The sequence below is a fragment of the Gemmatimonadota bacterium genome, assembly GCA_026702745.1.
Taxonomy (GTDB): domain Bacteria; phylum JAAXHH01; class JAAXHH01; order JAAXHH01; family JAAXHH01; genus JAAXHH01.
Map to the genome: position 1 here is coordinate 65,518 of JAPPBT010000025.1, position 24,787 is coordinate 90,304.

Below are 24,787 nucleotides of genomic sequence, written 5' to 3' on the forward strand. Positions count from 1 at the left end.
CCTGTACCCGCGTGGCCCTTTAGCCGACTATGACCGCTTTTCTCTCCTTCCTTGGCAGGCGCGTCCTCTGGGCGCTGACGAATATCGGCGACTTCGGCATGATGATGGTCGAAGTCGTCCGTAACCTTCCGAAGATCCGGACGTACTGGGGGTTGATGGTCCACCAGATGTTCGAGATCGGCATCCACTCCATGCCGATCGTCCTGATCATTGCCTTCTTCGCCGGTCTGGTGACCGCGGTGCAGACCGGTTACCAGTTCCAGGGATACGTACCTGCCTACCTGGTGGGCAGCGTCGTCCTGTCATCGGTGGTGCTCGAACTCGCGCCGGTCCTGGGCGCCCTGGTGCTGTCGGGACGGGTGGGCGCCACCATCGCGGCGGAACTCGGTACGATGCGGGTGACCGAGCAGATCGACGCCTACGAGGTGATGGCCATGAACCCCATCGTCTACCTGGCGATCCCCCGCATCATCGCGGGCATGTTCATGTTGCCGGTCCTCGTGGTCTTCGCCGACCTGATCGGCACGCTTTCCGGCATGGTCGCGGCCATCGACCGGATGGGGGTGAGCATCCCGGATTTCGAGCGGGGGATGCGGGAGTTCTTCCGGACCCAGGACGCCTTCTTCGGGCTGTCCAAGGCCTTCTGCTTCGGGATAACGATCACCACGGTCGCCTGCTACCAGGGTTTCAAGGTGAAACCGGGTTCGGGCGCCGAAGGCGTGGGCAAGGCGACCACCAACACCGTGGTGGTCTCGTGCATTCTGATCCTGTGCCTGGACTACCTGCTGGCCAGGACGATATTGTAAACCGGGGGTGTGACGTGACGTACACAAAAAACAGCCTGCTGCCCGACGAGGCGAAACTGGGCATGGTCTTCCTCCTGGCGATCATCATTTTCGTCTGGGGTCTGTTCTATCTGAAAGAGTGGCGGGTAACGGGGGATACCTACCTCGTCGACGTGCGCCTGAGCAGCGCCGTCGGGGTCAAGTCCTCCGACCCGATCCTCGTAGGCGGCGTGCGTATCGGCAAGGTGGAGGCCGTGACGCTCGACGACATGTCGCCCATTATCACCCTGCGTGTCGACGAGCCCTACGAAATCCCCGAGGACTCACAGGTAGAGGTGATCTCGCGCAGCGTCATGGGCGAGAAATCCATCAACATCCGCAAGGGGGTCAGCGCGGTGATGGTGCCGCCGGGCGGCACGATCGAGGGAACGGCCGCACCGGGGATTTCCGACATGTTTACGCAGGTCGATTCCGTCACTGTAAACATGCGCAACCTGCTCAAGAACGCCAACATCCTCCTGGACCCCGAGCGTGAAAAGTCAATCAAGAGCAGTATCTCCGGCGTGCATGACCTGACCATCGAACTGCGGGAGACCCTGAAACGGGAGAGCGGCCAGATCAACCGGGTCATGGCGAATATGGACTCGCTGGTGACCAACGTGAGGGACCTGAGCGAGACCGAGCGGTCCAAGGTATCCAGCACGCTGGACAATCTGGAAGACACTTCGGGTCGGCTGAGTTCCATGATGGACGAACTGCAAAGCACGACCACGGCGCTCGGTAATATCCTCACGCGGATCGACCGGGGCGAAGGCACGATAGGGAAACTGCTTCAGGATGAAAGGCTGTATGAAGACGCGGTCCGCGTGGCCGGAAAAATGGACCGGCTGGTGACCAGTCTCGATGAACTCGTCGTTGATCTCAAATCCAATCCCGGCCGGTACGTGACTGTCGAGATATTCTGATGTCTGAAAACAGGAGCAACAACCCCATGCCCAACGTACTTTCGGAAGCGCTGGACGGCTACCTGACGGAGTTGATGCCCGACAGGGACGAGGTGCTGGCCGAGATGGAAGAGAAGGCGCAGGCGGAGCGGATCCCCATCGTCGGCCCGCTGGTCGGCCGCGTGCTGCACCAGATGGCCGTGCTGAGCGGCGCCAAACGCGTTTTCGAGATGGGCTCGGCCATCGGCTATTCGACCATCTGGCTCGCCCGGGCGGTGGGGCCGGAAGGCCGGGTCTACTACACCGACGGCAGCGAGCAGAACGCCGCGCAGGCCCGGAAGTTCATCGAGCGCGCCGGCGTGGCGGACCGCGTCGTGATCCAGGTGGGCGACGCGTTGGAACTGCTCGAGCAGACCGAGGGCAGCTTCGACCTGATCTTCAACGACGTGGACAAGCACGACTATCCCCGCGTGTTTGACCTGGCGCTGCCGCGCGTCCGGCCGGGCGGCCTGCTGATCACCGACAACGTGCTCTGGAGCGGCCGCGTGACCGAACCGTCCGACGACCGCTGGACCTCGGCCATCCAGGAATACAACCGGAAGGCCTACGGCACCGGCGAGGTCTGGACGACGATCATCCCCTTAAGGGACGGCGTGGCCGTAAGCCTGAAGAGGTAGGATCCGCCGTGCGGATATCCGAAAGGCCGCCTGGGCCGCCTGGGCCGCCAGAACTGGACATCATCTCGATCGGCGAATGCATGATCGAGATGTTCTGCGAAGGTCCCCTCGCCACGACCGACACCTATACCCGCACCTTCGCCGGCGACACGATGAACATGCTCGTAGCGGCCTCCCGCCTCGGCGCAAAGACCGGGTACGTCACCCACGTGGGCAACGATCCTTTCCAGGACTTCCTGACCGAAGCGTGGCGGTCTGAGGGCATCGACCTGCGTTGCGCCACGCCCCTCGACCGGCCCAACGGCCTCTACTTCATCTCCATTCTTCCCGGCGGCGAACGGGAGTTCACCTACTACCGTGCGGGCAGCGCCGCGAGCTTCCTCGAGCCGGCCGACATCGACCCGGACTACATCGGCAGCGCGAAGGTCGTCTATGCCAGCGGCATCACCCAGGCCATTTCGCAGAGCAGCCGGGCGGCCGTGCTGGAGGCCTTCCGGATCGCGCGCGAGCACAACGTCACGACCGCATTCGATACCAACCTGAGACTCGGCCTGTGGTCCCTGGAGGAAGCCCGGGACGCCCTGGACGAGATCATCCCCCACGTGGACATCCTCCTGCCCAGCGCGCCTGAGGAGAGCGCGTCGCTCTTCGGAACAGAGGACGCCCGCGCGGTGATCGAATGGGCCCGTGAGCGGGGCGTGGCCATGGTCGCGGTGAAGTGCGGCGCGGAAGGCGCCTTGCTGGGTCTGGACGACGGAATCCACGAAATCCCGGCCTACGTCCCTGAGCGCGTGTCCGACACCTCGGGGGCCGGGGACGTGTTCAACGGCGGCCTGCTCTACGGAATGACCCACGGTATGGACGCCGTCGAATCCGCCCGGCTGGGTGTCGTCATGGCGGGTCTCAAAGTCCGCGGCCGTGGGGCGACCTACTCGATTCCGACACGGGAAGAGGCTTTCGGCGTGTATGAGGGGTTAAGTGAGGCTACGTGAGGGAACGTGAGGCTACGTGAGGGAACGCGAGGCTACGTCAGCTTATGCGCACGGCCAGGCAGGCTGGCGGAATCACGTAGCTTCCAGTTCACCGTCCTCATCGGTCGCTTCGACGTCTGATGCGCTGCCCTCGTCGTCCACGGTGCTGCCCTCGTTGTCCGCGGCGCTGCCCTCTTTCACCGCGACACCGTTTGATTCCTCGTCTACCGCGACGCCATTCGATTCCTCGTCTACCGCGACGCCGTTCGATTCCTCGTCTACCGCGACGCTGTCCGCTCCGTCGCCCGCTTCATCGTCCGCCTCATCGTCCGCCGGAACATCGTTCTCCCGCATCTCGTCGATGAGGTGGTTCACCTTCGCACGCAGGGCGTCGGCCTGCCGTCCCAGTTCGTCCATTTCTTCGAGCAATTTCTCGAATTCCGCGTCGTCCGCCGCGGAACCGTTTGCCCGCTTCGCGGAACCGTTTGCCCGCTTCGCGGAACCGTTCGCTCGCCTGTCTTTGTCTGCCATGTCATGCTCCAGTCAGGGCCGGGCCGGAGTACCTGGCGCCACGGCCGTGAGTCGACGTGGTAAAACTAAACGTATGAGTACCTGTTGTCAATAGAAAGCGCTACGGCACGGGGCGGACCGGGCGAACCGGGCGGACCATGCGGCACGGGGCGGACCGGTATTCGCGGATTGACGGGAACCCCATGTGCTGTATATTGAAACTCGTCGATTCAAGCACCCGAAAACCCATGGATGGATATGGCTACTCACCACAGTCCGGCGTCCGATTGGTACAAGACCGCCTTTCGTTACGACTACCTGCGGGTATATCCCCACCGGAACGACGAGGAGGCGCGGCGGCAGGTCGATTTCCTCGTGGATAAACTGGACGTGCCTCATACGTGCGAGGTGCTGGACCTGGGTTGCGGCGACGGGCGGCACAGCCTGGAGCTCACCCGGCGCGGCTTCAGGGTTACCGGGCTCGACCTGTCGGAAGAACTGCTGGAACGGGCGCGGCACCGTACGGCGGACGAGGGGCTGGACATCACGTTCATCCAGGGCGACATGCGCGACCCGCCCGCGGTCCGCGCATACGATCTCGTGGTGAACTTTTTCACCAGTTTCGGCTATTTCCGAGAGGACAGCGAGAATGCCCGGGTCCTCGAAGCCATATCGCGGGCGCTGCGTCCCGGCGGACGTTTCCTCATGGACTACCTGAACCGCGCATACGTGATCTCCACGCTCGTTCCGTCGGACCGTCGCACCGTGGAAGGCATGGAAGTCGAGCAGCGGCGCTGGATCACCGGAGACCCGTCAACGGCGGGCGGGCACGTGCGCATCAACAAACAGGTGCGGATCAGGGAAGACGGGGCGGAGAGAAGCTACGACGAGTCCGTCCGGATGTATACCCTGGATGAGCTCGAAGCCATGATGGACCGCGCCGGACTGATGGTCACGCATACCTACGGTGATTTCGACGGCCGACCGGTCACCGGCGACGCCCCCCGAAACATTCTGGTGGGCCGATCGAAATCGCCCACGGATGCCGCATCCCGCGACGAGAAACCGGCTTAGCCATGTCCGTGATCACGCTGCTTACCGACTTCGGCCTCAGCGACGCCTTTGTGGGCACCATGAAGGGGGTCATCCTGGGGGTCTGCCCGGAGGCCCGGATCGTGGACCTGTCCCACGGGATCGCGCCCCAGAGGATCCAAGAAGGCGCCTTCGTCCTGCGCACCGCCTATTCGTACTTCCCGAACGGCACGGTGCACCTGGCGGTGGTCGACCCGGGTGTAGGCGGCGCGCGGCGGGCCCTGGTCGTGGAAACGCCCAAGTACCGGTTCGTGGGACCGGACAACGGCCTTTTCGCCCACGTGTACGCGAAGGAGACGGATCTCCGGGTCGTTTCAGTGACCGAGCCCCGTTTCATGCTGCCGGAAATCAGCAACACGTTCCACGGACGGGACGTCTTCGCGCCCGTGGCCGCCCATCTCGCCCTCGGCGCGCCCGTTTCGGACTTCGGACCCGAGATCGACGATTACGTTACCGGAACGGTCACCGAACCCGCGGTGCACGAAGGCGGGATCACCGGTCGCGTATTGCATATCGACCGGTATGGCAATATAATAACGGATATCGGCGATTCCCTCTTCCTGGAAAAGACCCGGGGGAAGCGATTCCGGATCCGGCTGGCCGACCTGGCGCTGGACCGCGTCAGCATATCCTACGACGAAGCCGCCTCCGGCGCGTCCCTGGCGATCCTGGACAGCGCGGGACTGCTCGAGATCGCCGTCAACGGCGGCAGCGCGGCCGAGACACTGGGCGCGTCGACCGGAGACCGCGTGGACGTGGAAGTGGAGTAGGCAGTCAACTACGCTCGAAGACAGGCATCACCCGCAAGCCTAAACTGAAGACCGGAGACCGAACATGTCCGACCTGTATCAGCCCAATGAGACCTTTCGCAACAAGGCACACCTGAAGAGCCTGGAAGAATACCGGCGGGAATACGAGCGTTCCGTCGCCGACCCGGAGGCCTTCTGGGCCGAGAAGGCGGAATCGTTCCACTGGTTCAGGAAGTGGGACCGGATCCGATCCTATAACTACGATATGCGGAAGGGTCCCGTGTCCATCAAGTGGTTTGAAGGCGGCAAGACGAACATCGTGCATAACTGCATCGACCGCCATCTCGAGACGCGCGGCGACCAGAAGGCCATCATCTGGGAAGGCAACGAGCCGGGCGAGGACGCGCACCTCACCTACCGGGAACTGCACGAGCAGGTCTGCAAGTTCGCCAACGTGCTCAAGTCGCGGGGCGTCGGGAAGGGCGACAGGGTATCGATCTACCTCCCCATGATCCCCGAACTGGCCGTCGCCATGCTGGCCTGTGCCCGGATCGGCGCGGTCCATTCCATCGTGTTCGGCGGGTTCTCGGCCGATTCGCTGTCGGACCGCATCGTGGATTCGACCTGCAAGACGGTCATCACCGCCAACGGGACCCATCGCGGCGACAAGCCGGTCTTCATGAAGCCGGTGGCGGACGAAGCCATGGCTTCGGCGGAAAAGGAGATGGGCGAGCCGGTCACTACCTGCATCGTGGTCGACCGGGTCAAGGACGATCCGGACTTTCAGTTTCCCATGCAGGAAGTACGGGACTTCTGGTGGCATGACCTGATGGCCGGGGCCGACGCCGACTGTCCGTGCGAGGAGATGGACGCCGAGGATCCCCTGTTCATTCTCTACACCTCCGGGTCCACGGGCAAGCCGAAGGGCGTGCAGCATACCGTGGGTGGATACATGGTCTATACCGGCGTCACCCACCGCTACGTCTTCGATTACCACGAGGGCGACATCTACTTCTGCGGCGCGGACATCGGTTGGGTCACGGGACATTCCTATATCATCTACGGCCCCCTGGGCAACGGCGCCACGACGATCATGTTCGAGGGCATTCCGACCTACCCGGCGCCCGACCGGTGCTGGGAGATCATCGAGAAGTACGGCGTCAACCAGTTCTACACGGCGCCGACCGCCATCCGGGCGCTGGCACGGGAAGGCGAAGACTGGCCGGCACGCCATCCTATGCCCACACTCCAGCTCCTGGGCACGGTGGGAGAACCGATCAATCCCGAGGCCTGGCGGTGGTACCACGTGAACGTGGGCAAGGAGCGGTGCCCGATCGTAGACACGTGGTGGCAGACCGAGACCGGCGGGATCATGATCACCCCGCTTCCAGGCGCCATCCCTACCAAGCCGGGTTCCGCCACCCTGCCCTTCTTCGGCGTGAAGCCCGTGCTGCTGGACGGCGAGAGCGGAAGAGAACTCGAAGGCAACGGCATCATGGGCGTGCTGGCCATCCGGGAGCCCTGGCCCGGGCAGATGCGCACCGTTTACGGAGACCACCAGCGGTTCGAGGAAACCTACTTTCAGCAGTACAAGGGGTATTACTTTACCGGGGACGGCTGCCGAAGGGACGAGGACGGATACTACTGGATCACGGGCCGGGTGGACGACGTCATCAACGTCTCCGGCCACCGGATGGGCACGGCCGAGGTGGAAAGCGCCCTGGTGGCCCACGGCTCGGTGGCCGAAGCGGCCGTGGTTGGGTTCCCCCACGAGATCAAGGGGCAGGGGATATACGCCTACGTGACGCTGAACGTGGGTGAGGAATACACGGAAGACTTGCGCGGCGACCTGAAGAAGCAGGTGCGCTCGATCATCGGTCCCATCGCCACGCCCGACGTGATCCACTGGGCGCCGGCCCTGCCCAAGACGCGTTCCGGCAAGATCATGCGCCGCATCCTGCGGAAGATCGCCACCAACGAGCTGGACCAGATCGGCGATACGACCACGCTGGCGGACCCGGCCGTGGTGGACCAGTTGATCGAAAACAGGTAGGTCAGGATATCCAGACGTATCAATCCCGGACGCTAGAATTGATACCTGATCGCTACGTTGATCCCGAATAGTTCGGTATCATCCGTGGATTGCTGGTATTCCACCGGTGCGCTGCCGTCAACGCGCAGGTTGGACTCGTGGCTACGCAGACGCTCATAGGAATCGCTGTCGTGGAATGAGCTGAAGTTGGTCCAGCGTCCCCTGACATCCAGTGAAACCGCATCGGTCAGCGCGCGATTCACCCCCAACAGAACCTGGAATCCCAACAGCGTATCATTCAACTCGGTCTGTGCGCTTGTAGTCGTTCCCGCCAGTCTGGATTGAATCGCTTCGGTGTCGTCTTCGCTGAACTTGCCTTCGACCGACGTGATATGGGCAGGATTGAGATTCCGCGCCCAAAGCGCGCCAAAGTCCATGTCTGCGAACCCACCACCGATCCCGAGGCCTATGTATGGGGTGAAGCGACTGCGATTCGGAAAGTCGAAGTAGAAGTTGCCAAACAGATTGTGCGAGGTGATGCTGCCGACCCGGAGTTCAGCCCGTTGAAGCTCAGCGGCAAGTTTGTCCGCAATTGAGCCGCCTCCGCCGAGCACCGGGTCAGTCTGATCGTATTCCGAATCCCGATAGAAGTACTCGACTTCAAGACGGAGTCGGTTTCGCAGGCGATAGCCTACGACAGCGTTCGCCAGTATCCCGGCGGCACCGTCAAAGCGGTTGTTCCAGCTATCCCCCCGGTTTCCGAGGTTGCAGAAGTCGTACTGTGTGGCGTTTGGATTGATGAACTCGTCGCATCCGCTGCCCATGCTGTGATCGTTGTCCTTTCCAGCCAGATTTACCGCCGGGGCGAAATTTGCGCCCAGACCGCTGCCGAGATAGAAGCCCGGCGCCTCCTGAGCCCAGCTCGGCGTAGTGGTGCAGGCTGCCAGAATGACAAGGGCAGCGACAAAGAGGCGATATACGGGACAGTCGCTTTTCCAGACAGTATTCGTCTGCGAAGAGAGGTCCTGATCGCTGTTGCTTGTCCGGGCGTAGCCGTTCTGGCGTCTTGGGAGAAGAGTGTGCGCCGTCATCTTCCGGGTTGTCATAGATGGTCGCAGGTTACACGCTCCCGCAAGAAACCTGCACAACAGGACTGTTTCGAGCAGGATTGGGCTTTGAGCGTGCCGGTGTACCTTATGAACGGGAACTACTTAACAAATTTAAGCTCTCCACCCAGGAGGTTTCAAGGAAAAAGAGTCGGTGTATCTTATCCTTACCATTTATATATGTAATCTCACCGCTGCCGTTTCGGCTTTGCACTCCGGGACACCCGCCGCTCAGCTCCGGCCGCCGCAGGCCGTGACGGTCTGGCCGGTCACGAAGCTTGAGTCTTCCGAAAGCAGGAACCGGATCACCGAGGCCATTTCCCCGGGCTGGGCTATTCGGCCCATGGGCGTGGAAGCAATGAGCCGGTCGATCATGCCCGGGTTGCCCGATCCGGCCAGGTCGGTATCGGTCAGCCCCGGCGCCACGCAGTTCACGCGGACGTTATGGGGCGCGAAGGCCTCTGCGCAGTGCCGCGTGAGGGAGATGACCGCCGCCTTGGTCGTGGCGTAGTGGATCATGTCCTTCTTCAGGATGATGCCGGCGAGCGATGCCACGTTGACGATGCGGCCGAATCCGCGTTCGATCATTTCGTCCTTCACCGCCCAGGTCGCGAGGAACACCCCGTCCACGTTCACCTCGAACATGCGTTTCCAGTCCGCGAAGGCGAGTTCCGAATGGGGCTGGTTCTTCGCGATCCCCGCGTTATTGACCAGCAGGTCTACGGGTCCCAGGCGCGCCCGTACTTCCGCGGCCATCCGGTTCACGTCGGCCTCCGATGATACGTCGGCCTGTACGATCATGCCTTCCGTGCCGGCCTCCTCTACCATGGCGAGGGACGCTCTTGCCGCTTCCTCGTTGCGCGCGTAGTTGATCGCCACCCGGGCGCCCTGTTCCGCCAGCATGCGGCACGTGGACCTTCCGATCCCCCGGGAACCGCCGGTCACCAGGGCGGTGCGTCCCGAGAATTCCGCGGACCGATTGACCCGTTCGGACCGTCCTGATAGCCCGGATTGATCGGACCCTGCGGACTCTGTCGATGAATCAGCCATCAGCCGTACGCTCCTTTGCTGTGGCGTCCCAGCATGCGCTGCAGGCGGGGCGACGCCTCGGCCCAAACGTGATCGGGCATGCGGTAGTCGATGAAGGGGTAGTATTTCTGAGCGATGAACCGCTTGCTGTACGTGACGCCGGCCATCAGCCTGGTGCGGTCCGACGCGTTCGGCGCTCCGCGGTGCCAGATCTGGTTGTTGAACATGTAGGCGTCGCCCTTCCGGACGAGGAAGGAGTGAGGTCCCTGTCCGTCGAATGTGGGCCGGTCCTGCTCATGGGGCAGGTGCGGCTGGCGTCCCGCTAAATGGCTGCCGGGAACGACCTGCGTGGGACCGTAACGCACCTCCTCCACATCGGTCAGCGGCGTGAAAATCTGCAGGACGAAACAGGGCGGAGGCACGGCGGAGTCGTGGCGCGGTACGCCGTCCGGCAGGGGGAAATGGACCAGGTCGTCCAGGTGCCATCCTCCGGGACCGTCCTCGACCGCCTTTGGATTGGGCGGCGTGTAAAGCGCGTTCTGTGACATGCAGTGGCAGTCGTCGCCGAGAATGGCCTCTGCCAGGCTCGCGAACGGTTCTCGCACGATGAGGTCGCGGAAAGCATAGGAATACTCGAACATGCGCATCAGGCTGGTACCGCGGATCTGGTCCCGCGCCGGTTCGTGCATGCGGGGATCGTCCCACTTACGCTGCATGTCCGCCCGCAGGGTCTCCACCTCTTCGTCTTCCATCAACCGGCCGAAGGCGTAGTAGCCGTCCCGCTGTAAGCAACTGCGGATTTGATCGGTCTCTTCGTCGGTGAACCGTTCGCCGGTCTGGATGGCGCTCAGTGCCATGGCTACTCCTGGTTTTTGTTACGGGGAGCAAGAATCGCGGACGATTTTCGGGCGCGCGACGGTAACACTTCGGACGTACGGTCCGGTTCCCGACCTACAGTCTGACCTTGGCCAGGTAGATGTTCGCCGGATAGAGAAAGTGCTTCTCGCCCGTTTCCACCTCGTGCTGCGAGTAGTAGCTCAGCAGCAGGGCGCCGTCTTCATGCTGCACCGCGCCGACGTAGGACGTATCGCCGCCCGAGGGCAGGTCCAGCATGTGGACGACGCCGTCCTCTTCCACCCGCCAGATGCTTGTGCGCCGTTCGACGATCCGCCCGGGGTCATCGGCATCGCCCGCCTCGCCTGGTCCGCCTCGCCCGCCTCGACCGCCTGGTCTGCCCGCTCCGCCTCGACCGCCTGGCTCGCGCATGTGCTGCCGTCCGATGACGTATTCCCGTCCGCCGGCCACCACGAGCCGGGGCGCAGGGATCACGTACCCCATGTCCTGGAGCCGCCAGTCCGTGTACGGAGGTTCCGCGGAGGCCAGGGTGAATCGCTTTTCGTCGCCGCCGCGGATGGCGATTCGCATGGTACCGGTGTCGGTGATGCGAAAGGTGGCTTCACTGCCGTTTCGCGTGACCACGGACACCCATTCCCAGTCCAGCCCGTCCGCAGACTGCAACAGGTGTAGCTCTGTCGGTTTTCGGTTCCATTCCGCCGGTTCGTTTCCATAGGCGAGCCCGTAGAACCGGTTGTTTCCTCGCCCGATGCCCCAGAGCCAGTACCCGTCCCGGTACACCTGCCGGGGTTCCGTCCAAGCCTCGCCGTCTTCGCTGAATGAACAAACGGACCGTATGAGGCGCGGCCCCTCATCGCCGTGCTGCACCGGGTCAGGGCGGGTGACGTTTCCGGCGTATAAGAACAGTCGGTCTTCGGTCGCGACCATATGGGGGTCCCGGTCATCGCCTGTGGTGTTGACCGGCACGCCCGCCCGATGCCAGTCCACCAGGTCGTCGCTGGCGATAACTACTGCCTTCCCGTCGGGACTCACGTGGGAAAGGCCGTTGCGGAAGCAGATGTAGTACCGGCCCTTGAAGAACTGGAAATCCGTAAAGGCGTTGTGCCAGCCGTCTTCGTAGATGCGCCGGACCCATTCGATTTTCGCCATGATTCCCGTGTCTCGATGCTAGCTGTATCCGGTCGGAGCGATGGCCTGTTCGATGGCTATTATACTGTGGGGTTTCGGGGGGTGCAAGAAGGAATGACGGGCCCGTCGGCGCCCCTGGCATCGCATGGACCAACCACGTGTAAGCACGCAGCGCGATGGCCGGAAAACGAGGTGTTTCCGGGAAGCCAGGCCACGATCGATTGCAGATTGGATTGGGGAGTTGGAAGTTGCAAGGCGGCAGCCGGATTCGAACCGGCGATCGAGGATTTGCAGTCCCGTGCCTTAGCCACTTGGCTATGCCGCCACGTCCGAAGGCGGGAGACGGGGCTTGAACCCGCGACCCTCACCTTGGCAAGGTGATGCTCTACCGCTGAGCTACTCCCGCTGATAACACGCAAACCTTCGAAAACCGTACTGCAAACTTCCCCGGAAATATCTTGATCCGGTCGCCCGGTGTCAAGTGTTTTGTTCCCCCGTATCGGGACATCGGGACTTGACCCGTGAAGGCAACCGATATATGTTACGACTCATTAAAGCGTCCTGTAACAGCGACGTGCGAGTCGGAGTCCGATCCGCGGCTTCTAAGGGACTTTCCAGGACCGGCGAGCTACAGTGGATCGTCTTGCCTTCGTGTGCGCCATGGACAGTACGACCCTATTGCAGGAATTCGAAGACCTGGCGGAACGGATGTCGATCCGGGTCCGCTACGGCAAGCTGGACGGCGACGGCGGGCTGTGCCGGTACCGTGGCAGGTACCATATCGTCATCAACAAGCGGCTCGATACCGACGGCCGGATCAACCTCCTCGGCCGCGCCTTCTCCGAATTTCCCCTGGAAAACGTATTCCTGATTCCCGCGGTCCGGGATGCGATAGACCGCAACCGGTCCGGGCCTGAGTTCCGGGCCTGAGCACCCGCACGGGAATTGACCTCCCGCGTAGACCCACGAACATCGAACGCCAGCCCTGTTAATCAACCGGTCCGCCTGGTCCGCCTGGTCCGCCTGGCCCGCCTGGTCCGCCTGGCCCGCCTGGTCCGCCTGGTTCGTCCCTTCCGCCCGGTCCGCCGGATCCGGTCTCTTCGGGTGCTGTCCTGTCTGCTGGTCCGCCTGGCTCCAGCAATCCTGTCTCTTCGGTTGCGGCTCCGCCCGATGGGATCATCTCCGTCCTTACCCTGGGATTCGTGCCCCGTACGGTCACGACCAGGGAGCGTTCCAGGTCCCGGGACAGCCGGCCCGTGCGGAAGTCGACGCGGATCTTCTCGATGCCCAGCGGCATGGGGAAAGCCGGAGGAGGTTTCACTTCCTCGTCTGAGGTCGTTTCATCCCCGGCTTCCGGTCCGCCGTCCTCAATGCCGATGCCTTCGGCCGGTAGAACGGCCAGCCGTCCGTCCGCGGTATCGGCCGCCGCCATCGCCGCCTGGACTTCACGCTGCTCCTGCAGTTCCGCGGCCTGTTTCATGAAGGGCGCCCAGACGGGTATGGCGCCCGAAGCGCCGGTAATCTCCTCGTCTTCCACGATGGACAGGAGGGGCCGGGCATCGTCGTATCCCACCCAGACGGAGGTCGCAAGGTCCTTCGTAAATCCGTTGAACCAGACGTCCCTGGATTCGCTTGAAGTCCCCGTTTTACCGCCGCTCGGGGCCGTGAAGCCATATCTGTAGCGTGCGCCGACCCCCGTGCCGCCAATTATGACACCGCGCAGGAGGTCGAGCATCAGGTACGCGGATTGCTCACTGATCACGCGACGCGATTCCGGTTCGGTTTCCTCGATCACCCTGCCCTCGGAATCTTCCACGCGGGTGATGACGTAGGGCCTGTGGTAGATCCCGCCCGTGGCGAACACGGAGTAGGCGGAAGCCATCTCCAGCGGCGAGACGCCGTTGGTACCCAGCGCCAGGGAGAGTATGGGCTCCAGCGGGCTGGTTATCCCCAGGCGGCGGGCATACTCGATGACCGTCGAGGGACCGACCTCACTGACCAGTTTCGCGGAGACCACGTTGATCGAACGCATGAAAGCGCGTTTAAGGATGACGGGTCCTTCGTACTCCCGGGTGAAGTTCTGCGGTTCCCAGAGATCCCCCAGTTCGGTGGTATAGGCCACGGGCTCGTCCACCACGACCGTATTGGCAGAATATCCCAGGTGGTCCAGCGCCGCCAGGTAGACGACCGGCTTGAAGCCGGACCCCGGTTGCCGGTTGCTTTCGACGGCCCGGTTGAATTCGCTCGCCGTGTAGTCGCGGCCCCCGGCCAGCGCCCGTACCGCTCCGGTGCGCGTGTCGACGGCGACCAGGGCCGCCTCGAGCGCCTGCTTCCGCTCTTCCGCCGTGGCCGTTCCGTAGGTCGGGTCGCCGACCAGCGAATCCACGTAGGCCATCCGGTTGCTGATGGTCTCCTCGGCGAGTTCCTGCAGGTCCAGGTCCATGGCGATGTGCACGGTGAGCCCGCCGTTGAAGACCAGGTTGCTGCCGAAGCGGCGGATCAGGAGGTCTTCGACGTAATCGAGGTAGTAAGGACCCCTGGCCGGACCGATACTCGTCCCCTTCAGCGTGATCTCCTGCTCCCGGGCCAGCGCGGCATCTTCCTCCGTGATGTACCCGTTGTCTATCATGCGGCGGAACACGGTCTCCCTGCGGCTGAGCGCACGGTCCATGCGATAGTAGGGGTTGTAATCGCTCGGCCGCTGGACCAGCCCGGCGAGCAGTGCCGATTCGCCGAGTGTGAGCTCGCTCGCGCGCTTGCTGAAGAACCGTTGCGCGGCCTCTTCCACGCCGTAGGCGTCGGCGCCGAAATACATGTTGTTGCAGTAGGCGGACAGGATTTCGTCTTTGCTGAACCTCGCCTCGATCTGCATGGAGGCCATGGCTTCGCGGATCTTGCGGATCCATACCTTCTCGCGGGTGAAGAAGAGGTGGCGCGCCAGTTGCTGGGTGATCGTGCTCGCGCCCTGCCCCAGGATCTGGCCCTCGCGGAGATTGGTCACGAAGGCCCGGATGATGCCGGGTTTGTCCACGCCCCGATGATGGAAGAAATCGGCGTCTTCGGTGGCGATGATCGCGTCCCGGAACACCGGCGCGATTTCTTCCAGCGCGACCCGGCGATGGCCGCCCAGGGTATGTACCAGGCGGGGATTGCCCTCCTGGTCCTTGGCATAGATCCGGGTCATCCGTCCGAAGATGTCGTTCAGGTCGTCCGGAAGGCGGGGAATGGACGGCACGGTGAGGTAGAACAGCACGACGGCCACGAACGCGCCGAAGAACAGCAAGCCGAATCCGGCGTATATCACACGCCTGATATATCTGAATGACCGCGCGATCGGGGTTTCCCGGTGTTCTCTTAAATCGTCCATCGCCTATCCCGGTCCGTCCGCTGTGGACGGATCAAAGCGCTCCGAGCGCTACGTACAGTTCCACGAACAGGTCCGCGGACACCGGTATGGTGACCACGGCGATCCGGCCGTCGACCAGCCGTTCGATCTGGATGATCCGCTGGTTCTCCGATACCCCTACCCGCTGCGCGGTCTCTTCCAGGTCCCTGAACCGGATCGGATCGATGATTTCGTCCCGCATTTCCATGTCCAGGCTGCGCAGCGTGTCGAAGAACACCCCGGCCTCGTACACGTGCTCCATGTCTTCGTGCATCCGTCCCTCGGACGCCGATGCGTATGCGTCGATGAGATCGAATTGCCCGGCCGATATGGGCATGCGGTGCAGGATGTAGTTTTCGTCGTCCACCATGTAGACCTCGCCCCGGCGAATCCACCCCGGGCGGATAACGACCGTGCGCGTCCAGGCTGTAAGGGAATCGGGTTCGAAGGCCGCCTGTGACCGGGAAAGTGAATCCGCCTCCGTGGCAACAGGCGTGTCGGCCGGCTCATCCGGTCCCACGGCAACGGGCGTGACCACCGGCTCATAGGGCCTGAAGCCGGTCCGGGCCGCGGTACGCGTCCCGGGAGGACTGTCCGCGCCGGTCAGCCATTCGGGCATGGCCAGGAAACGGTCCCGGGTCATGATCAGCTTCTGCCCGCGATCCAGCCGGACGACGTCGGACGGCGGCGCGAACCCGGCTTCCGGCCGGCCCGGATCCTCTCCTTCGTCCAGCGTGAACTGGCTGCGCTGTTCAATCAACTCGTTCGCCGTCTCCAGCGCCTGGTTGGTCCGGCTCTCCTGGTCGACGAACCGCTCCAACCGGTCCCGGGAATCGTTGCGGGCGTCCATGTACGCGCCGACAAACCGTTCGATGACATGCCAGCGCAATTCGACCAGGCCCACGGCAACCAGCGCGACGGCCAGCGACGCGGTGAGCGCTGCGTGGATCACGTTCTTCATGACCTTTCAACATAGCCAACAAACCCGCCCAAGTCAAAGGAAAAGGCGCGTCGGCGGCCGCCGGAAGAAGCCAAAAAAAGGTTGACAGGACGGGCCTCGCGGGATAGAATCCGTCGACTGTCGGAAGGGAAATCCACGCCACGGATCCTCCCCTCGAATCCATCCATTTTCGGACGCCCGGGAGCACATGGACTACACCGCTGCCACGACCATCGGTGCGCTGCGCGGCATGGGATATCCGCAACGGACCGTCAAGGACGAAATGCGGGACAATCTGATGGTCAAGCTTGCCCGCGGCGAGCAGGTCTTTCCCGGCATCGTCGGTTATGACAAGACCGTCATCCCCGAACTGGTCAACGCGATCCTTTCCCGGCACGACTTCATTCTCCTCGGGTTGCGGGGACAGGCGAAGACCCGTATCCTGAGAGCCCTGGTCACGCTGCTCGACGAGTACCTGCCCGTGATCGCGGGATGCGAAATCAACAGTTCGCCCTACGCGCCCGTCAGCCGGCGCGCCCGGGACCTCGTGTCCGAACACGGGGACGACACCCCCATCGAATGGATCGGCCGGTCGCGGCGGTACGGCGAGAAGCTCGCCACGCCCGACGTGACCATATCCGATCTGATCGGCGACATCGATCCCATCAAAGCGGCCTCCCAGCGGCTTCACTACGCCCACGAAGGCGTGATCCATTTCGGCATCATCCCGAGGATGAACCGGGGCGTTTTCGCCGTAAACGAACTGCCCGATCTCCAGCCCCGCATCCAGGTCGGCCTATTGAACATCATGGAGGAGAAAGACATCCAGATCCGGGGATTCCCGGTGCGGATCCCTCTGGACGTTATGATCGTCTTCTCGGCGAACCCGGAAGACTATACCAACCGCGGCACTATCATCACCCCGCTCAAGGACCGGATCGATTCGCAGATTCTGACCCACTATCCCGTCAGCCGCGAATACGCCATGGCCATCACCGACCAGGAGGCCTGGACCGAGCGGCCCGGCGGCGTGCGGGTCGACATGCCGCCGTTTCTGCGTGAAACAGTGGAGGAGATCGCCTTCCAGGCCCGGAGCAGCGAGTTCATCGACCAGACCTCCGGCGTAAGCACGCGCATGACCATCGCCGCCATGGAGAACCTGGTGAGCCAGGTCGAGAAGCGATGCATCCTGCTGGGCAAGCGGTCTGTCGTGCCCCGCATGTGCGACCTGTCCGCCGTGATCCCGGCGATGACGGGTAAGCTGGAACTCGTGTACGAGGGCGAGCAGGAAGGCGAAGTCAAAGTGGCCGAGGCGCTGATCGGCCGGGCCGTGAAGGAGGTCTTCGGGCACTATTTCCCCGCGGCCTTCGGCGAGGATGATGAACGCGACGCGTGCTACCAGGAAGTCCTCGCCTGGTTCGAAGAAGGACAGACAGTCGAGATTTCGGACACCATGGACGACAGATCCTATTATAGCGCGCTGAACGGCGTCGACGGGTTGCGGAAGCTGGCGGGCCGGCACGTCCGGACGGAAAACCGGGCGGAACTTTCCGTTGCCATGGAGTTCCTGCTCGAGGGTCTGCACCAGCATTCGAGGATCAGCAAGAACGTCGCCGACGGCCGGCGTTCCTACAGCGATATGATGGGCAGCCTGTTCGAACAATGAGGGGATTTTCAGGCATGGTAAATCTATTGACAAATACAGGCGCGCGTTATATTTTTTCCTGTTTGTCCGGTAGGTAGAAGGGCCTTGCTTAACCGGGCGGTCCAGCTTGGCCCAGCCTGGGCCAGCCTGGCATACGTTGTGGAGTAAACCGGGAGTCAGTCATTGAAAAACGTCAGGATCACACTTCCCGACGGCGGGCACTTCGAAATGGAGCAGGGATCTACGGTTATGGACGCGGTGGCGCGCATTGGTCCCGGACTGGGCAAGGCTGCGCTCGCGGCCAAGATCGACGGCGCCCAGGTCGACCTGGACCACCGGCTGGACGGGGACGCTTCCCTTGAGGTGCTGACTTTCAGCAATCCCGAGGGCCGGGAAGTGTACTGGCACAGCACGACGCACCTGATGGCCCAGGCCACCAAGGAGCTGTTCCCCGAAGCGCAACTCACCATCGGTCCGCCGATCGATGAGGGATTCTATTACGACTTCGACATGCCGGAGCCGTTCACGACCGATGATCTCGAGCGCATCGAAGGCCGTATGGTCGAGCTGTCCCGGGCGGACATGCCCATCCGGCGCCACGAGCTCTCCCGCGAGGATGCCCGCGCCTTGTTCAACGACCGGGGCGAGTCCTACAAGGTCGAGATGATCGACGACCTCGCCGCGGACGAAGTGATCAGCATCTACGAGCAGGGAGATTTTATCGACCTCTGCCGGGGCCCGCACATCCCGTCGACCGGAAAGATCAAGGCCTTCAAGCTGCTCAACGTCGCGGCCGCCTACTGGCACGGGGACGAGAACAACCAGAGCCTGCAGCGGATATACGGCGTGTCCTATCCCCGCAAAAAGGACCTGGACGAGTACCTGGAACGGCGCGCAGAGGCCGAACGGCGGGACCACCGCAAGCTGGGCAGGCAACTCGAGCTGTTCATGTTCCACCCCTCTTCGCCGGCGTCGCCCTTCTTCTTCCCGAAAGGCGCCCGGGTTTACAACACCCTGACCGACTATGTGCGCGAACTGTATAAGAAGTATGGGTACGACGAAGTCATCACGCCGCTGATCTACGAAGCCGACCTGTGGAAGACCTCCGGCCACTACGAGCATTTCTGGGACGAGATGTTCACCATAAACGCCGACGACCGGGAATACGCGCCTAAGCCGATGAACTGTCCCAGCCACTGCCTCATGTACGCGGCAGGCCATCATTCCTACCGCGATCTGCCCGTCCGGTACGCCGATTTCGCCCGGTTGCACCGGCACGAACGTTCCGGGGTGACGGCCGGCCTGATGCGGGTGCGCTCCTTCGCGCAGGACGACGCCCACATCTACTGCCGCCCCGAGCAGATCGGCGACGAGGTCAATGATTTCATCAAGATGCTGTCGGATGCTTACACCATGCTGGGCTTCGACGACATCGGCATCTACCTGTCCACGCGCTCGGACAAACGCGCCGGTTCCGACGAGATCTGGGATCACTCGGAGGAGACCCTGGCCAGCGTGCTGGACGACCTGGGTGTCGCTTACGAAGTGTCGCCCGGCGAAGCGGCCTTCTACGGACCGAAAGTGGATTTCTTCGTGAAGGACGCCCTGCAGCGCCCCTGGCAACTGGGTACGTGCCAGCTTGATTTCAACATGCCGGAACTCTTCAATCTCGAATACATTACCGAAACCGGAAAGCCCGCCCGCCCGGTGCTGATCCACCGTGCCATGCTCGGCAGCCTGGAACGGTTCCTCGGCGTGTACATCGAACACTGCGCCGGTGCGTTCCCGACCTGGCTCGCGCCGGTCCAGGTCATCGTGATCGGGATTTCGGAACACCAGACCGAGTACGTCCGCGGTGTGGCGCGCAGGCTCGAAGACGCCGGATTCTGGGTCGAGACGGACGTGAGAAACGAGAAAGTCGGGTACAAGATCCGCGAGGCGGAGACGAAGAAGATCCCCTACATGGCCATTGCCGGAGCACGCGAGATGGAGGCTGGCGACGTGTCCGTACGCCGTCACGGCAAGGGTGACCAGGGGAACATGCCGGTGGATGCCCTGATCGGCGCGATTGAGAAAGAAATCGACCGGACCGTCCGGACAAGCCGGACCGTCCAGGCAGCGGTATGAATCGAAGGCACTAGGATCCGGGAGGAAAGCCATTCAAAAGAGAACCGTCAGAGTCAACGGAATGATTCGCGTGCCCCAGGTGCGGGTCATCAGCGCGGAAGGCGAGCAGGTCGGCATCATGGAGACCAGGGAGGCCCTGCAGCTTGCGTCCGGCGCCGACCTCGACCTCGTGGAAGTGTCGCCCGATGCCCGCCCGCCCGTCTGCAAGATCATGGACTTTGGCAAGTACAAGTACGAGCAGAGCAAGCGGGTGAAGGAATCGCGCAAGAAGCAGCACGTAACGCAACTGAAGGAAATCCGGTTCAAGACGCCCAAGATCAGCGAACACGACCTGGAGTACCGGGCCGCCCAGGCCCGTGATTTCCTGAAGCACGGGAACAAGGTCAAGGTGTCCGTGCGGTTCTGGGGCCGTGAGATGACGCATGTGGAACTGGGCCAGCGAAAGCTCGAGCACATGGCGCAGATACTGGAAGACGTAGGCACCATCGAACAGCGGCCCAGGCTGGAAGGCCGCAGCATGTCGCTGGTCCTCATGCCCAGGTAGATACCAGGAGTAGATCATGCCGAAAATCAAGACGTTGAAAGCGGCGGCGAAACGATTCAAGAAGGTCGCCTCCGGCAAGTTCAAACGCAGCCATTCCCACGCGACCCACAATAAGTTGTCCAAGAACGGCAAGCGCACGAGAGGGCTTCGCGGCACCGCCATGGCGAGCAAGGCCGACACGCCGCGCCTCAAGCGGATGATGCCGAACTAGATGTCATGGTGTGCCTAACCGCACGGCCTGGGACGCTGAACCAGATGTCATGGTGTGCCTGACCGCACGGCCTGGGACGCTGAACCAGATAAGGAACAAGAAACATGCCACGTGCCACGAACGCCGCCGCCTCGCACAGGCGGCGCAAGAAGACCATCAAGCTGGCCAGGGGATATTGGGGCCGTCGCAACCGGCTTTACCGGACGGCCCGTGAAGCCGTCAACCGGGGCTGGGCTTACGCGTACCGCGACCGCCGCCGGCGCCGGCGCGATTTCCGCCGTCTGTGGATCACCCGGATCAACGCGGCGGCCAGGCTCAACGGCCTTACGTACGGTCAACTCATACACGGCATGAAGCTGGCCCGAATCGAAATCGACCGGAAACTCCTTGCCGAACTCGCCGTCAACGATCCGCCCGCCTTCGCCGTGGTGGCAGACGCGGCCAAAGCGCAGTTTTCCTGAGGCTCACCACGGAAGACCGCTGAAGGACCGGGACCGGACCATCCATGGTACAGGAAGCAGAAGCGATTGAAGCCCGGGCGCTGGAGGAAATCGCCCGCGCCGCCGACCCGTCGGACCTGGAAGATATCCGCATCAGGTACATGGGGAAGAACGGCGACCTGACCCGCGTTCTGCGGTCCGTGGGCAAGGCGGATCCCCAAGAACGTCCCCGCATCGGTCAGCGGGTCAACCAGGCCAAGAAGACCATCGGCGAAGCCCTGGAAGCGCGCAGGGCGGCGTGCGAAGCGGGAGGGGAATCCGCGGCCGGCGCCCTGGACGTCACGCTGCCGGGACGCCCCCCGCCCCTCGGAAGCAAGCATCCGCTGACGCTGATCCGCGAGGAAGTCACCGAGATCTTCCGGGACATGGGATTCTCGGTGGTGGACGGTCCCGAGGTGGAGTGGGACTACTACAACTTCGAAGCGCTGAACATCCCGCGCGACCATCCGGCACGGGATACCCAGGACACCTTCTACCTCGGCAGCGACATCGTGCTCAGGACCCATACCTCGCCGGTACAGGTCCGGGTCATGGAACAGCAGAAACCCCCGGTGCGGGTGATTGTGCCGGGACGTACCTACCGCCACGAGAACCCCGACGCCACCCACGCCTTCACCTTCCATCAGTGCGAAGGCCTGTACGTGGACAAAGGGGTCACGATGGCGCAGCTCAAGGGCGACATGACCTACTTCGCCCAGCGGCTCTTCGGCGGGAAGGTCAAGGTCCGTTTCCTCCCCGATTTCTTCCCCTTCACCGAACCCAGCGTACAGTACGACTTCTCCTGTGTCGCGTGCGGCGGCAAAGGCTGCCGGATCTGCAAGTACACGGGTTGGCTGGAGATCTCGGGCGCCGGAATGGTCGACCCGGCCGTCTTCGGATTCGTGGACTACGATCCGGAAGTATACACCGGCTACGCCTTCGGCATGGGGCTGGACCGCCTCGCCATGTTCAAGTACGGCATCGACAGTATCCACATGTTTCTGGAGAACGACCTGCGCCAGCTCGAAGGCAGCTGAGCGCGGTGCGTCCGTGAGTGCGCCGGAAGTGAGCGCGCCGGACATCCCGGCAAGGAGCCAAGCGTCCCGGGCAGGGAGCCGGGCGTCCCGGGCAAGGAGCCAAGCGTCCCATGGTGATTAAAGTACCCCTTTCGTGGCTGCAGGCGTACTGCGACGTCCCGTGGTCCGTCGAAGAACTGGTGGACCGGCTGGTCATGTCCGGCCTGGAAGTCGACGGCGTCGATACGGTGGGCAGCGATTTCGAGGGGTTCGTCGTCGGACACGTGGAGCGCGTGGAGCGCCATCCCAACGCCGATCGCCTTTCCCTCTGCACCGTGGATGTGGGCGGCGAGTCCCTGCAGGTCATCTGCGGGGCGCCGAACGTGGCCGCCGGCCAGAAGGTGCCGGTCGCGCGGGTCGGCGCGGTGCTGCCCGGCGGGATGGAGATCCGGAAGGCGAAGATCCGCGGGGTGGAGTCCTTCGGGATGATCTGCTCCGAGGCCGAACTGAACCTTTCCGACGACCACGAAGGCATCATGGTGCTCGATGGCGGTATCGAGCCCGGACGGCCCCTGAAGGACATCGTGGGCGGACCGGAAACGGTACTGAGCATCGACGTGGGCACCAACCGGCCCGACTGCCTCTCTCTGGTCGGCGTAGCCCGGGAGATTACGGCCCTGTCGGGCGGCGAACTGCGCCCACCGTCCGGCGTCGTCGATGAAGCGGGCCCTCCCGTCGATACCCTGGCCAGCGTCCGCGTCGACGCCCCCGGTGACTGCCCCCGGTTCGTGGGCCGCGTGATCACCGGCGTCCGGATCGGGCCTTCGCCCGACTGGCTGAAGCGGCGGATCGAAGCCGCCGGGATCCGGTCCATCAGCAACGTGGTCGACGTGACGAACTACGTCATGCTCGAAATGGGACAGCCGCTGCACGCCTACGACCTGGACCGGCTGGCGGGACGGGGCATCGTCGTCCGCCGCGCCGGGGACGAGGAGGCCTTCACCACCCTGGACGGGGTGGACCGTACCCTCGACAGCGAGGTATTGATGATCGCCGACCATGAAACGGGCATCGGCGTCGGCGGCGTGATGGGCGGACTGGATACCGAGATCACCCCTGAAACCGACCGGGTCTTCCTGGAAGGCGCCTGTTTCGACGCGGTGCGGGTCCGGCGGGGTTCGAAGGCGCTGCAGCTGCAGACGGACGCGTCGCGCCGGTTCGAGCGGGGCATGGACCCGGAACTGCAGGGCGAGGCTGTGGGCAGGGCCGCGGGACTGATCGCCGAGGTGGCCGGCGGCGTGGTGGCGGAAGGCATGATCGACGTCCGGACCCCGGCCGGACCCGACCCGGTGATCCGGTTGCGCACGAGGCGCGTGAACGGGCTGCTGGGCACCGGCCTGGACCGGGACGAAATCGTCGCGTTGCTGCGGCGGCTGCGGTTCGACGCCCGGCCCGACGGCGCGGATATCGAGGTCGGCGTGCCGTCGTTCAGGCGGGACGTGTCCCGCGAAGTGGACCTGATCGAGGAGGTCGCCCGCCAATATGGCTACGACAAGATCGAACCGGTGGCTTCGACGCCGCCCCGCGACGATTCGGCCGAAGCCCGGGGACGGGAGGAAGCCCGTCGCGGCCGGCAGGACGACCAGCGACGCCTGCGGGACGCAATGACCGGGTTCGGTTTCACGGAGGTGGTTACCCACAGTCTCCTTCACCCGGACCTGAACCAGCTCATAGATCCGTCCCGTCCCAGCGTCATGATCGACAATCCCCTGAGCCCCGAACTCTCCGCCATGCGCACAAGCCTGGCGGCCTCGGTTCTGGGCGTCTTGCGCTGGAACGCCAACCGCAAGGTGCGGGACATCCGGATATTCGAGGCCGGGCGCGTTTTCTGGGCGAACGAAGAAGGCCTTCCCGACGAACCCGAACAACTCTGTATCGCCGTCACGGGGCAGCGCCACAGCCCGCATTGGGACGGCCCTCCGGGGGCCTTCGATTTCTTCGATTTGAAGGGTCTGGCGGAGGCGCTGCTCGCCCGGTTAGGACTTGACAGGGTCGAAACCGTCCCGTATGATAAGGTCGATCCTCTGTTCGAAGCCGACCGGACCGGAGAACTGCTCGCGGACGGGGTGCGGGCGGGCCGTTTCGGCGCGGTGGCGCAACGGGTCCTCGACCATTACGAGATCCGGGAACCCGTATGGATGGGGGTGATCGACTGCGGTGTCCTCTTCGGCCAGGCGTCTGATCGAAGGACCTATCGTGCGCCGCCCAAGTACCCCGCGGTCGAGAGAGACCTGGCAATTGTCGTGCCCGAAGAGGTTACTCATCGGGACATACTGAAAGAAATCCGCGCGTGTAGCGGCGACCTCCTGGAATCGATCGAACTGTTCGACGTGTACCGGGGAACGCAGATCGCGGCCCAAAGCAAGAGCATGGCGTACGCCATGCGGTTCAGGTCCGGTGAACGGACGCTGACGGACGCTGAAGTCACGCGGCTTCAGGACAAGGTGCTGCGCCGGCTGGTGAGCCGGTACCGGGCGGAACTTCGCTCCTAGCGTCGCCGAG

The 24,787-nt window shown here is 63.3% G+C and carries 22 protein-coding genes and 2 tRNA genes; 15 read left to right on the forward strand and 9 right to left on the reverse strand.

The genetic code is table 11. The annotated features are described in order from the left end of the window. Positions 1 to 29: 29 nt before the first annotated feature. Genes OXH56_04575 through OXH56_04590 form a run of 4 tightly spaced genes read left to right on the forward strand, consistent with a single transcriptional unit; the run spans position 30 to position 3,398 of the window. Positions 30 to 806 carry an ABC transporter permease gene (locus tag OXH56_04575; protein MCY3554578.1) on the forward strand — a complete coding sequence of 259 codons (777 nt, stop codon included), beginning with the start codon at positions 30 to 32 and terminating at the stop codon, positions 804 to 806. 14 nt (positions 807 to 820) lie between these two features. Next, positions 821 to 1,750, forward strand: coding sequence for an MlaD family protein (locus tag OXH56_04580; protein MCY3554579.1), 930 nt, complete (start codon positions 821 to 823; stop codon positions 1,748 to 1,750). Positions 1,751 to 1,776: 26 nt separating this feature from the next. Beyond that, complete coding sequence (locus OXH56_04585) at positions 1,777 to 2,406, forward strand: O-methyltransferase (protein MCY3554580.1); 630 nt, start codon at positions 1,777 to 1,779, stop codon at positions 2,404 to 2,406. A gap of 8 nt (positions 2,407 to 2,414) precedes the next feature. After that, positions 2,415 to 3,398, forward strand: coding sequence for a sugar kinase (locus OXH56_04590; GenBank protein ID MCY3554581.1), 984 nt, complete (start codon positions 2,415 to 2,417; stop codon positions 3,396 to 3,398). Between the two features lie 72 nt (positions 3,399 to 3,470). Here OXH56_04590 and OXH56_04595 read toward each other — a convergent pair whose 3' ends face one another. Continuing rightward, positions 3,471 to 3,908: a hypothetical protein gene (locus tag OXH56_04595; protein ID MCY3554582.1), complete on the reverse strand. Its 438-nt coding sequence runs from the start codon at positions 3,906 to 3,908 to the stop codon at positions 3,471 to 3,473. Positions 3,909 to 4,145: 237 nt separating this feature from the next. Between OXH56_04595 and OXH56_04600 the strand changes: the two genes are divergently transcribed. From OXH56_04600 to acs, 3 genes are all read left to right on the forward strand, one after another. Then, complete coding sequence (locus tag OXH56_04600) at positions 4,146 to 4,961, forward strand: class I SAM-dependent methyltransferase (GenBank protein ID MCY3554583.1); 816 nt, start codon at positions 4,146 to 4,148, stop codon at positions 4,959 to 4,961. Between the two features lie 2 nt (positions 4,962 to 4,963). Then, a complete protein-coding gene (locus OXH56_04605; GenBank protein ID MCY3554584.1) occupies positions 4,964 to 5,749 on the forward strand; it encodes an SAM-dependent chlorinase/fluorinase in 786 nt (261 codons plus the stop codon). Between the two features lie 64 nt (positions 5,750 to 5,813). Further along, a complete protein-coding gene (acs, locus tag OXH56_04610) occupies positions 5,814 to 7,781 on the forward strand; it encodes an acetate--CoA ligase (GenBank protein MCY3554585.1) in 1,968 nt (655 codons plus the stop codon). A 32-nt stretch (positions 7,782 to 7,813) separates the two neighbouring features. On the opposite strand, the gene OXH56_04615 is transcribed toward acs, so the two are convergent. From OXH56_04615 to OXH56_04640, 6 genes are all read right to left on the reverse strand, one after another. Continuing rightward, positions 7,814 to 8,866, reverse strand: coding sequence for an outer membrane beta-barrel protein (locus tag OXH56_04615; protein ID MCY3554586.1), 1,053 nt, complete (start codon positions 8,864 to 8,866; stop codon positions 7,814 to 7,816). A gap of 231 nt (positions 8,867 to 9,097) precedes the next feature. Beyond that, positions 9,098 to 9,916, reverse strand: a complete 819-nt coding sequence (locus tag OXH56_04620) for a glucose 1-dehydrogenase (GenBank protein ID MCY3554587.1) — start codon at positions 9,914 to 9,916, stop codon at positions 9,098 to 9,100. Continuing rightward, positions 9,916 to 10,752 carry a phytanoyl-CoA dioxygenase family protein gene (locus tag OXH56_04625; protein MCY3554588.1) on the reverse strand — a complete coding sequence of 279 codons (837 nt, stop codon included), beginning with the start codon at positions 10,750 to 10,752 and terminating at the stop codon, positions 9,916 to 9,918. Before OXH56_04625 ends, OXH56_04620 begins: the two co-directional genes overlap by 1 nt. 94 nt (positions 10,753 to 10,846) lie before the next feature. Beyond that, positions 10,847 to 11,899, reverse strand: a complete 1,053-nt coding sequence (locus OXH56_04630) for a hypothetical protein (protein ID MCY3554589.1) — start codon at positions 11,897 to 11,899, stop codon at positions 10,847 to 10,849. Between the two features lie 232 nt (positions 11,900 to 12,131). After that, positions 12,132 to 12,203: transfer RNA gene (locus OXH56_04635), tRNA-Cys, on the reverse strand. 9 nt (positions 12,204 to 12,212) lie between these two features. Continuing rightward, positions 12,213 to 12,284: transfer RNA gene (locus OXH56_04640), tRNA-Gly, on the reverse strand. 227 nt (positions 12,285 to 12,511) lie between these two features. Here OXH56_04640 and OXH56_04645 point away from each other — a divergent pair. Further along, positions 12,512 to 12,808: a hypothetical protein gene (locus OXH56_04645; GenBank protein MCY3554590.1), complete on the forward strand. Its 297-nt coding sequence runs from the start codon at positions 12,512 to 12,514 to the stop codon at positions 12,806 to 12,808. A 58-nt stretch (positions 12,809 to 12,866) separates the two neighbouring features. On the opposite strand, the gene OXH56_04650 is transcribed toward OXH56_04645, so the two are convergent. Then, the gene (locus OXH56_04650; GenBank protein MCY3554591.1) at positions 12,867 to 15,245 is read right to left on the reverse strand and encodes a PBP1A family penicillin-binding protein; all 2,379 of its coding nucleotides are present in this window, start codon (positions 15,243 to 15,245) and stop codon (positions 12,867 to 12,869) included. 31 nt (positions 15,246 to 15,276) lie between these two features. Next, a complete protein-coding gene (locus tag OXH56_04655; protein ID MCY3554592.1) occupies positions 15,277 to 16,224 on the reverse strand; it encodes a hypothetical protein in 948 nt (315 codons plus the stop codon). 187 nt (positions 16,225 to 16,411) lie between these two features. On the opposite strand from OXH56_04655, the gene OXH56_04660 reads away from it, so the two are divergent. The 7 genes from OXH56_04660 (at position 16,412) to pheT (ending at position 24,777) form a co-directional block, all read left to right on the forward strand. After that, positions 16,412 to 17,869, forward strand: a complete 1,458-nt coding sequence (locus tag OXH56_04660) for a magnesium chelatase (protein MCY3554593.1) — start codon at positions 16,412 to 16,414, stop codon at positions 17,867 to 17,869. 162 nt (positions 17,870 to 18,031) lie between these two features. Continuing rightward, positions 18,032 to 19,975, forward strand: a complete 1,944-nt coding sequence (thrS, locus tag OXH56_04665) for a threonine--tRNA ligase (protein MCY3554594.1) — start codon at positions 18,032 to 18,034, stop codon at positions 19,973 to 19,975. Between the two features lie 31 nt (positions 19,976 to 20,006). Further along, positions 20,007 to 20,519, forward strand: coding sequence for a translation initiation factor IF-3 (gene infC / locus OXH56_04670; protein ID MCY3554595.1), 513 nt, complete (start codon positions 20,007 to 20,009; stop codon positions 20,517 to 20,519). Positions 20,520 to 20,535: 16 nt separating this feature from the next. Next, positions 20,536 to 20,730 (forward strand): 50S ribosomal protein L35, encoded by a 195-nt coding sequence (rpmI, locus tag OXH56_04675; GenBank protein MCY3554596.1) that lies wholly within the window; start codon positions 20,536 to 20,538, stop codon positions 20,728 to 20,730. A 104-nt stretch (positions 20,731 to 20,834) separates the two neighbouring features. Beyond that, a complete protein-coding gene (gene rplT, locus OXH56_04680) occupies positions 20,835 to 21,191 on the forward strand; it encodes a 50S ribosomal protein L20 (protein ID MCY3554597.1) in 357 nt (118 codons plus the stop codon). A 44-nt stretch (positions 21,192 to 21,235) separates the two neighbouring features. Continuing rightward, positions 21,236 to 22,246: a phenylalanine--tRNA ligase subunit alpha gene (pheS, locus tag OXH56_04685; protein ID MCY3554598.1), complete on the forward strand. Its 1,011-nt coding sequence runs from the start codon at positions 21,236 to 21,238 to the stop codon at positions 22,244 to 22,246. Between the two features lie 110 nt (positions 22,247 to 22,356). Further along, positions 22,357 to 24,777, forward strand: a complete 2,421-nt coding sequence (pheT, locus tag OXH56_04690; protein MCY3554599.1) for a phenylalanine--tRNA ligase subunit beta — start codon at positions 22,357 to 22,359, stop codon at positions 24,775 to 24,777. Positions 24,778 to 24,787 lie beyond the last annotated feature (10 nt).

Bases quoted from the DNA above. Each gene is read 5' to 3' on its own strand.
- OXH56_04575 (MCY3554578.1), top strand. From the start codon at position 30: ATGACCGCTTTTCTCTCCTTCCTTGGCAGGCGCGTCCTCTGGGCGCTG.
- OXH56_04585 (MCY3554580.1), top strand. From the start codon at position 1,777: ATGCCCAACGTACTTTCGGAAGCGCTGGACGGCTACCTGACGGAGTTG.
- OXH56_04595 (MCY3554582.1), bottom strand. From the start codon at position 3,908: ATGGCAGACAAAGACAGGCGAGCGAACGGTTCCGCGAAGCGGGCAAAC.
- OXH56_04600 (MCY3554583.1), top strand. From the start codon at position 4,146: ATGGCTACTCACCACAGTCCGGCGTCCGATTGGTACAAGACCGCCTTT.
- OXH56_04605 (MCY3554584.1), top strand. From the start codon at position 4,964: ATGTCCGTGATCACGCTGCTTACCGACTTCGGCCTCAGCGACGCCTTT.
- acs (MCY3554585.1), top strand. From the start codon at position 5,814: ATGTCCGACCTGTATCAGCCCAATGAGACCTTTCGCAACAAGGCACAC.
- OXH56_04615 (MCY3554586.1), bottom strand. From the start codon at position 8,866: ATGACAACCCGGAAGATGACGGCGCACACTCTTCTCCCAAGACGCCAG.
- OXH56_04620 (MCY3554587.1), bottom strand. From the start codon at position 9,916: ATGGCTGATTCATCGACAGAGTCCGCAGGGTCCGATCAATCCGGGCTA.
- OXH56_04625 (MCY3554588.1), bottom strand. From the start codon at position 10,752: ATGGCACTGAGCGCCATCCAGACCGGCGAACGGTTCACCGACGAAGAG.
- OXH56_04630 (MCY3554589.1), bottom strand. From the start codon at position 11,899: ATGGCGAAAATCGAATGGGTCCGGCGCATCTACGAAGACGGCTGGCAC.
- OXH56_04650 (MCY3554591.1), bottom strand. From the start codon at position 15,245: ATGGACGATTTAAGAGAACACCGGGAAACCCCGATCGCGCGGTCATTC.
- OXH56_04655 (MCY3554592.1), bottom strand. From the start codon at position 16,224: ATGAAGAACGTGATCCACGCAGCGCTCACCGCGTCGCTGGCCGTCGCG.
- OXH56_04660 (MCY3554593.1), top strand. From the start codon at position 16,412: ATGGACTACACCGCTGCCACGACCATCGGTGCGCTGCGCGGCATGGGA.
- rpmI (MCY3554596.1), top strand. From the start codon at position 20,536: ATGCCGAAAATCAAGACGTTGAAAGCGGCGGCGAAACGATTCAAGAAG.
- rplT (MCY3554597.1), top strand. From the start codon at position 20,835: ATGCCACGTGCCACGAACGCCGCCGCCTCGCACAGGCGGCGCAAGAAG.
- pheS (MCY3554598.1), top strand. From the start codon at position 21,236: ATGGTACAGGAAGCAGAAGCGATTGAAGCCCGGGCGCTGGAGGAAATC.
- pheT (MCY3554599.1), top strand. From the start codon at position 22,357: ATGGTGATTAAAGTACCCCTTTCGTGGCTGCAGGCGTACTGCGACGTC.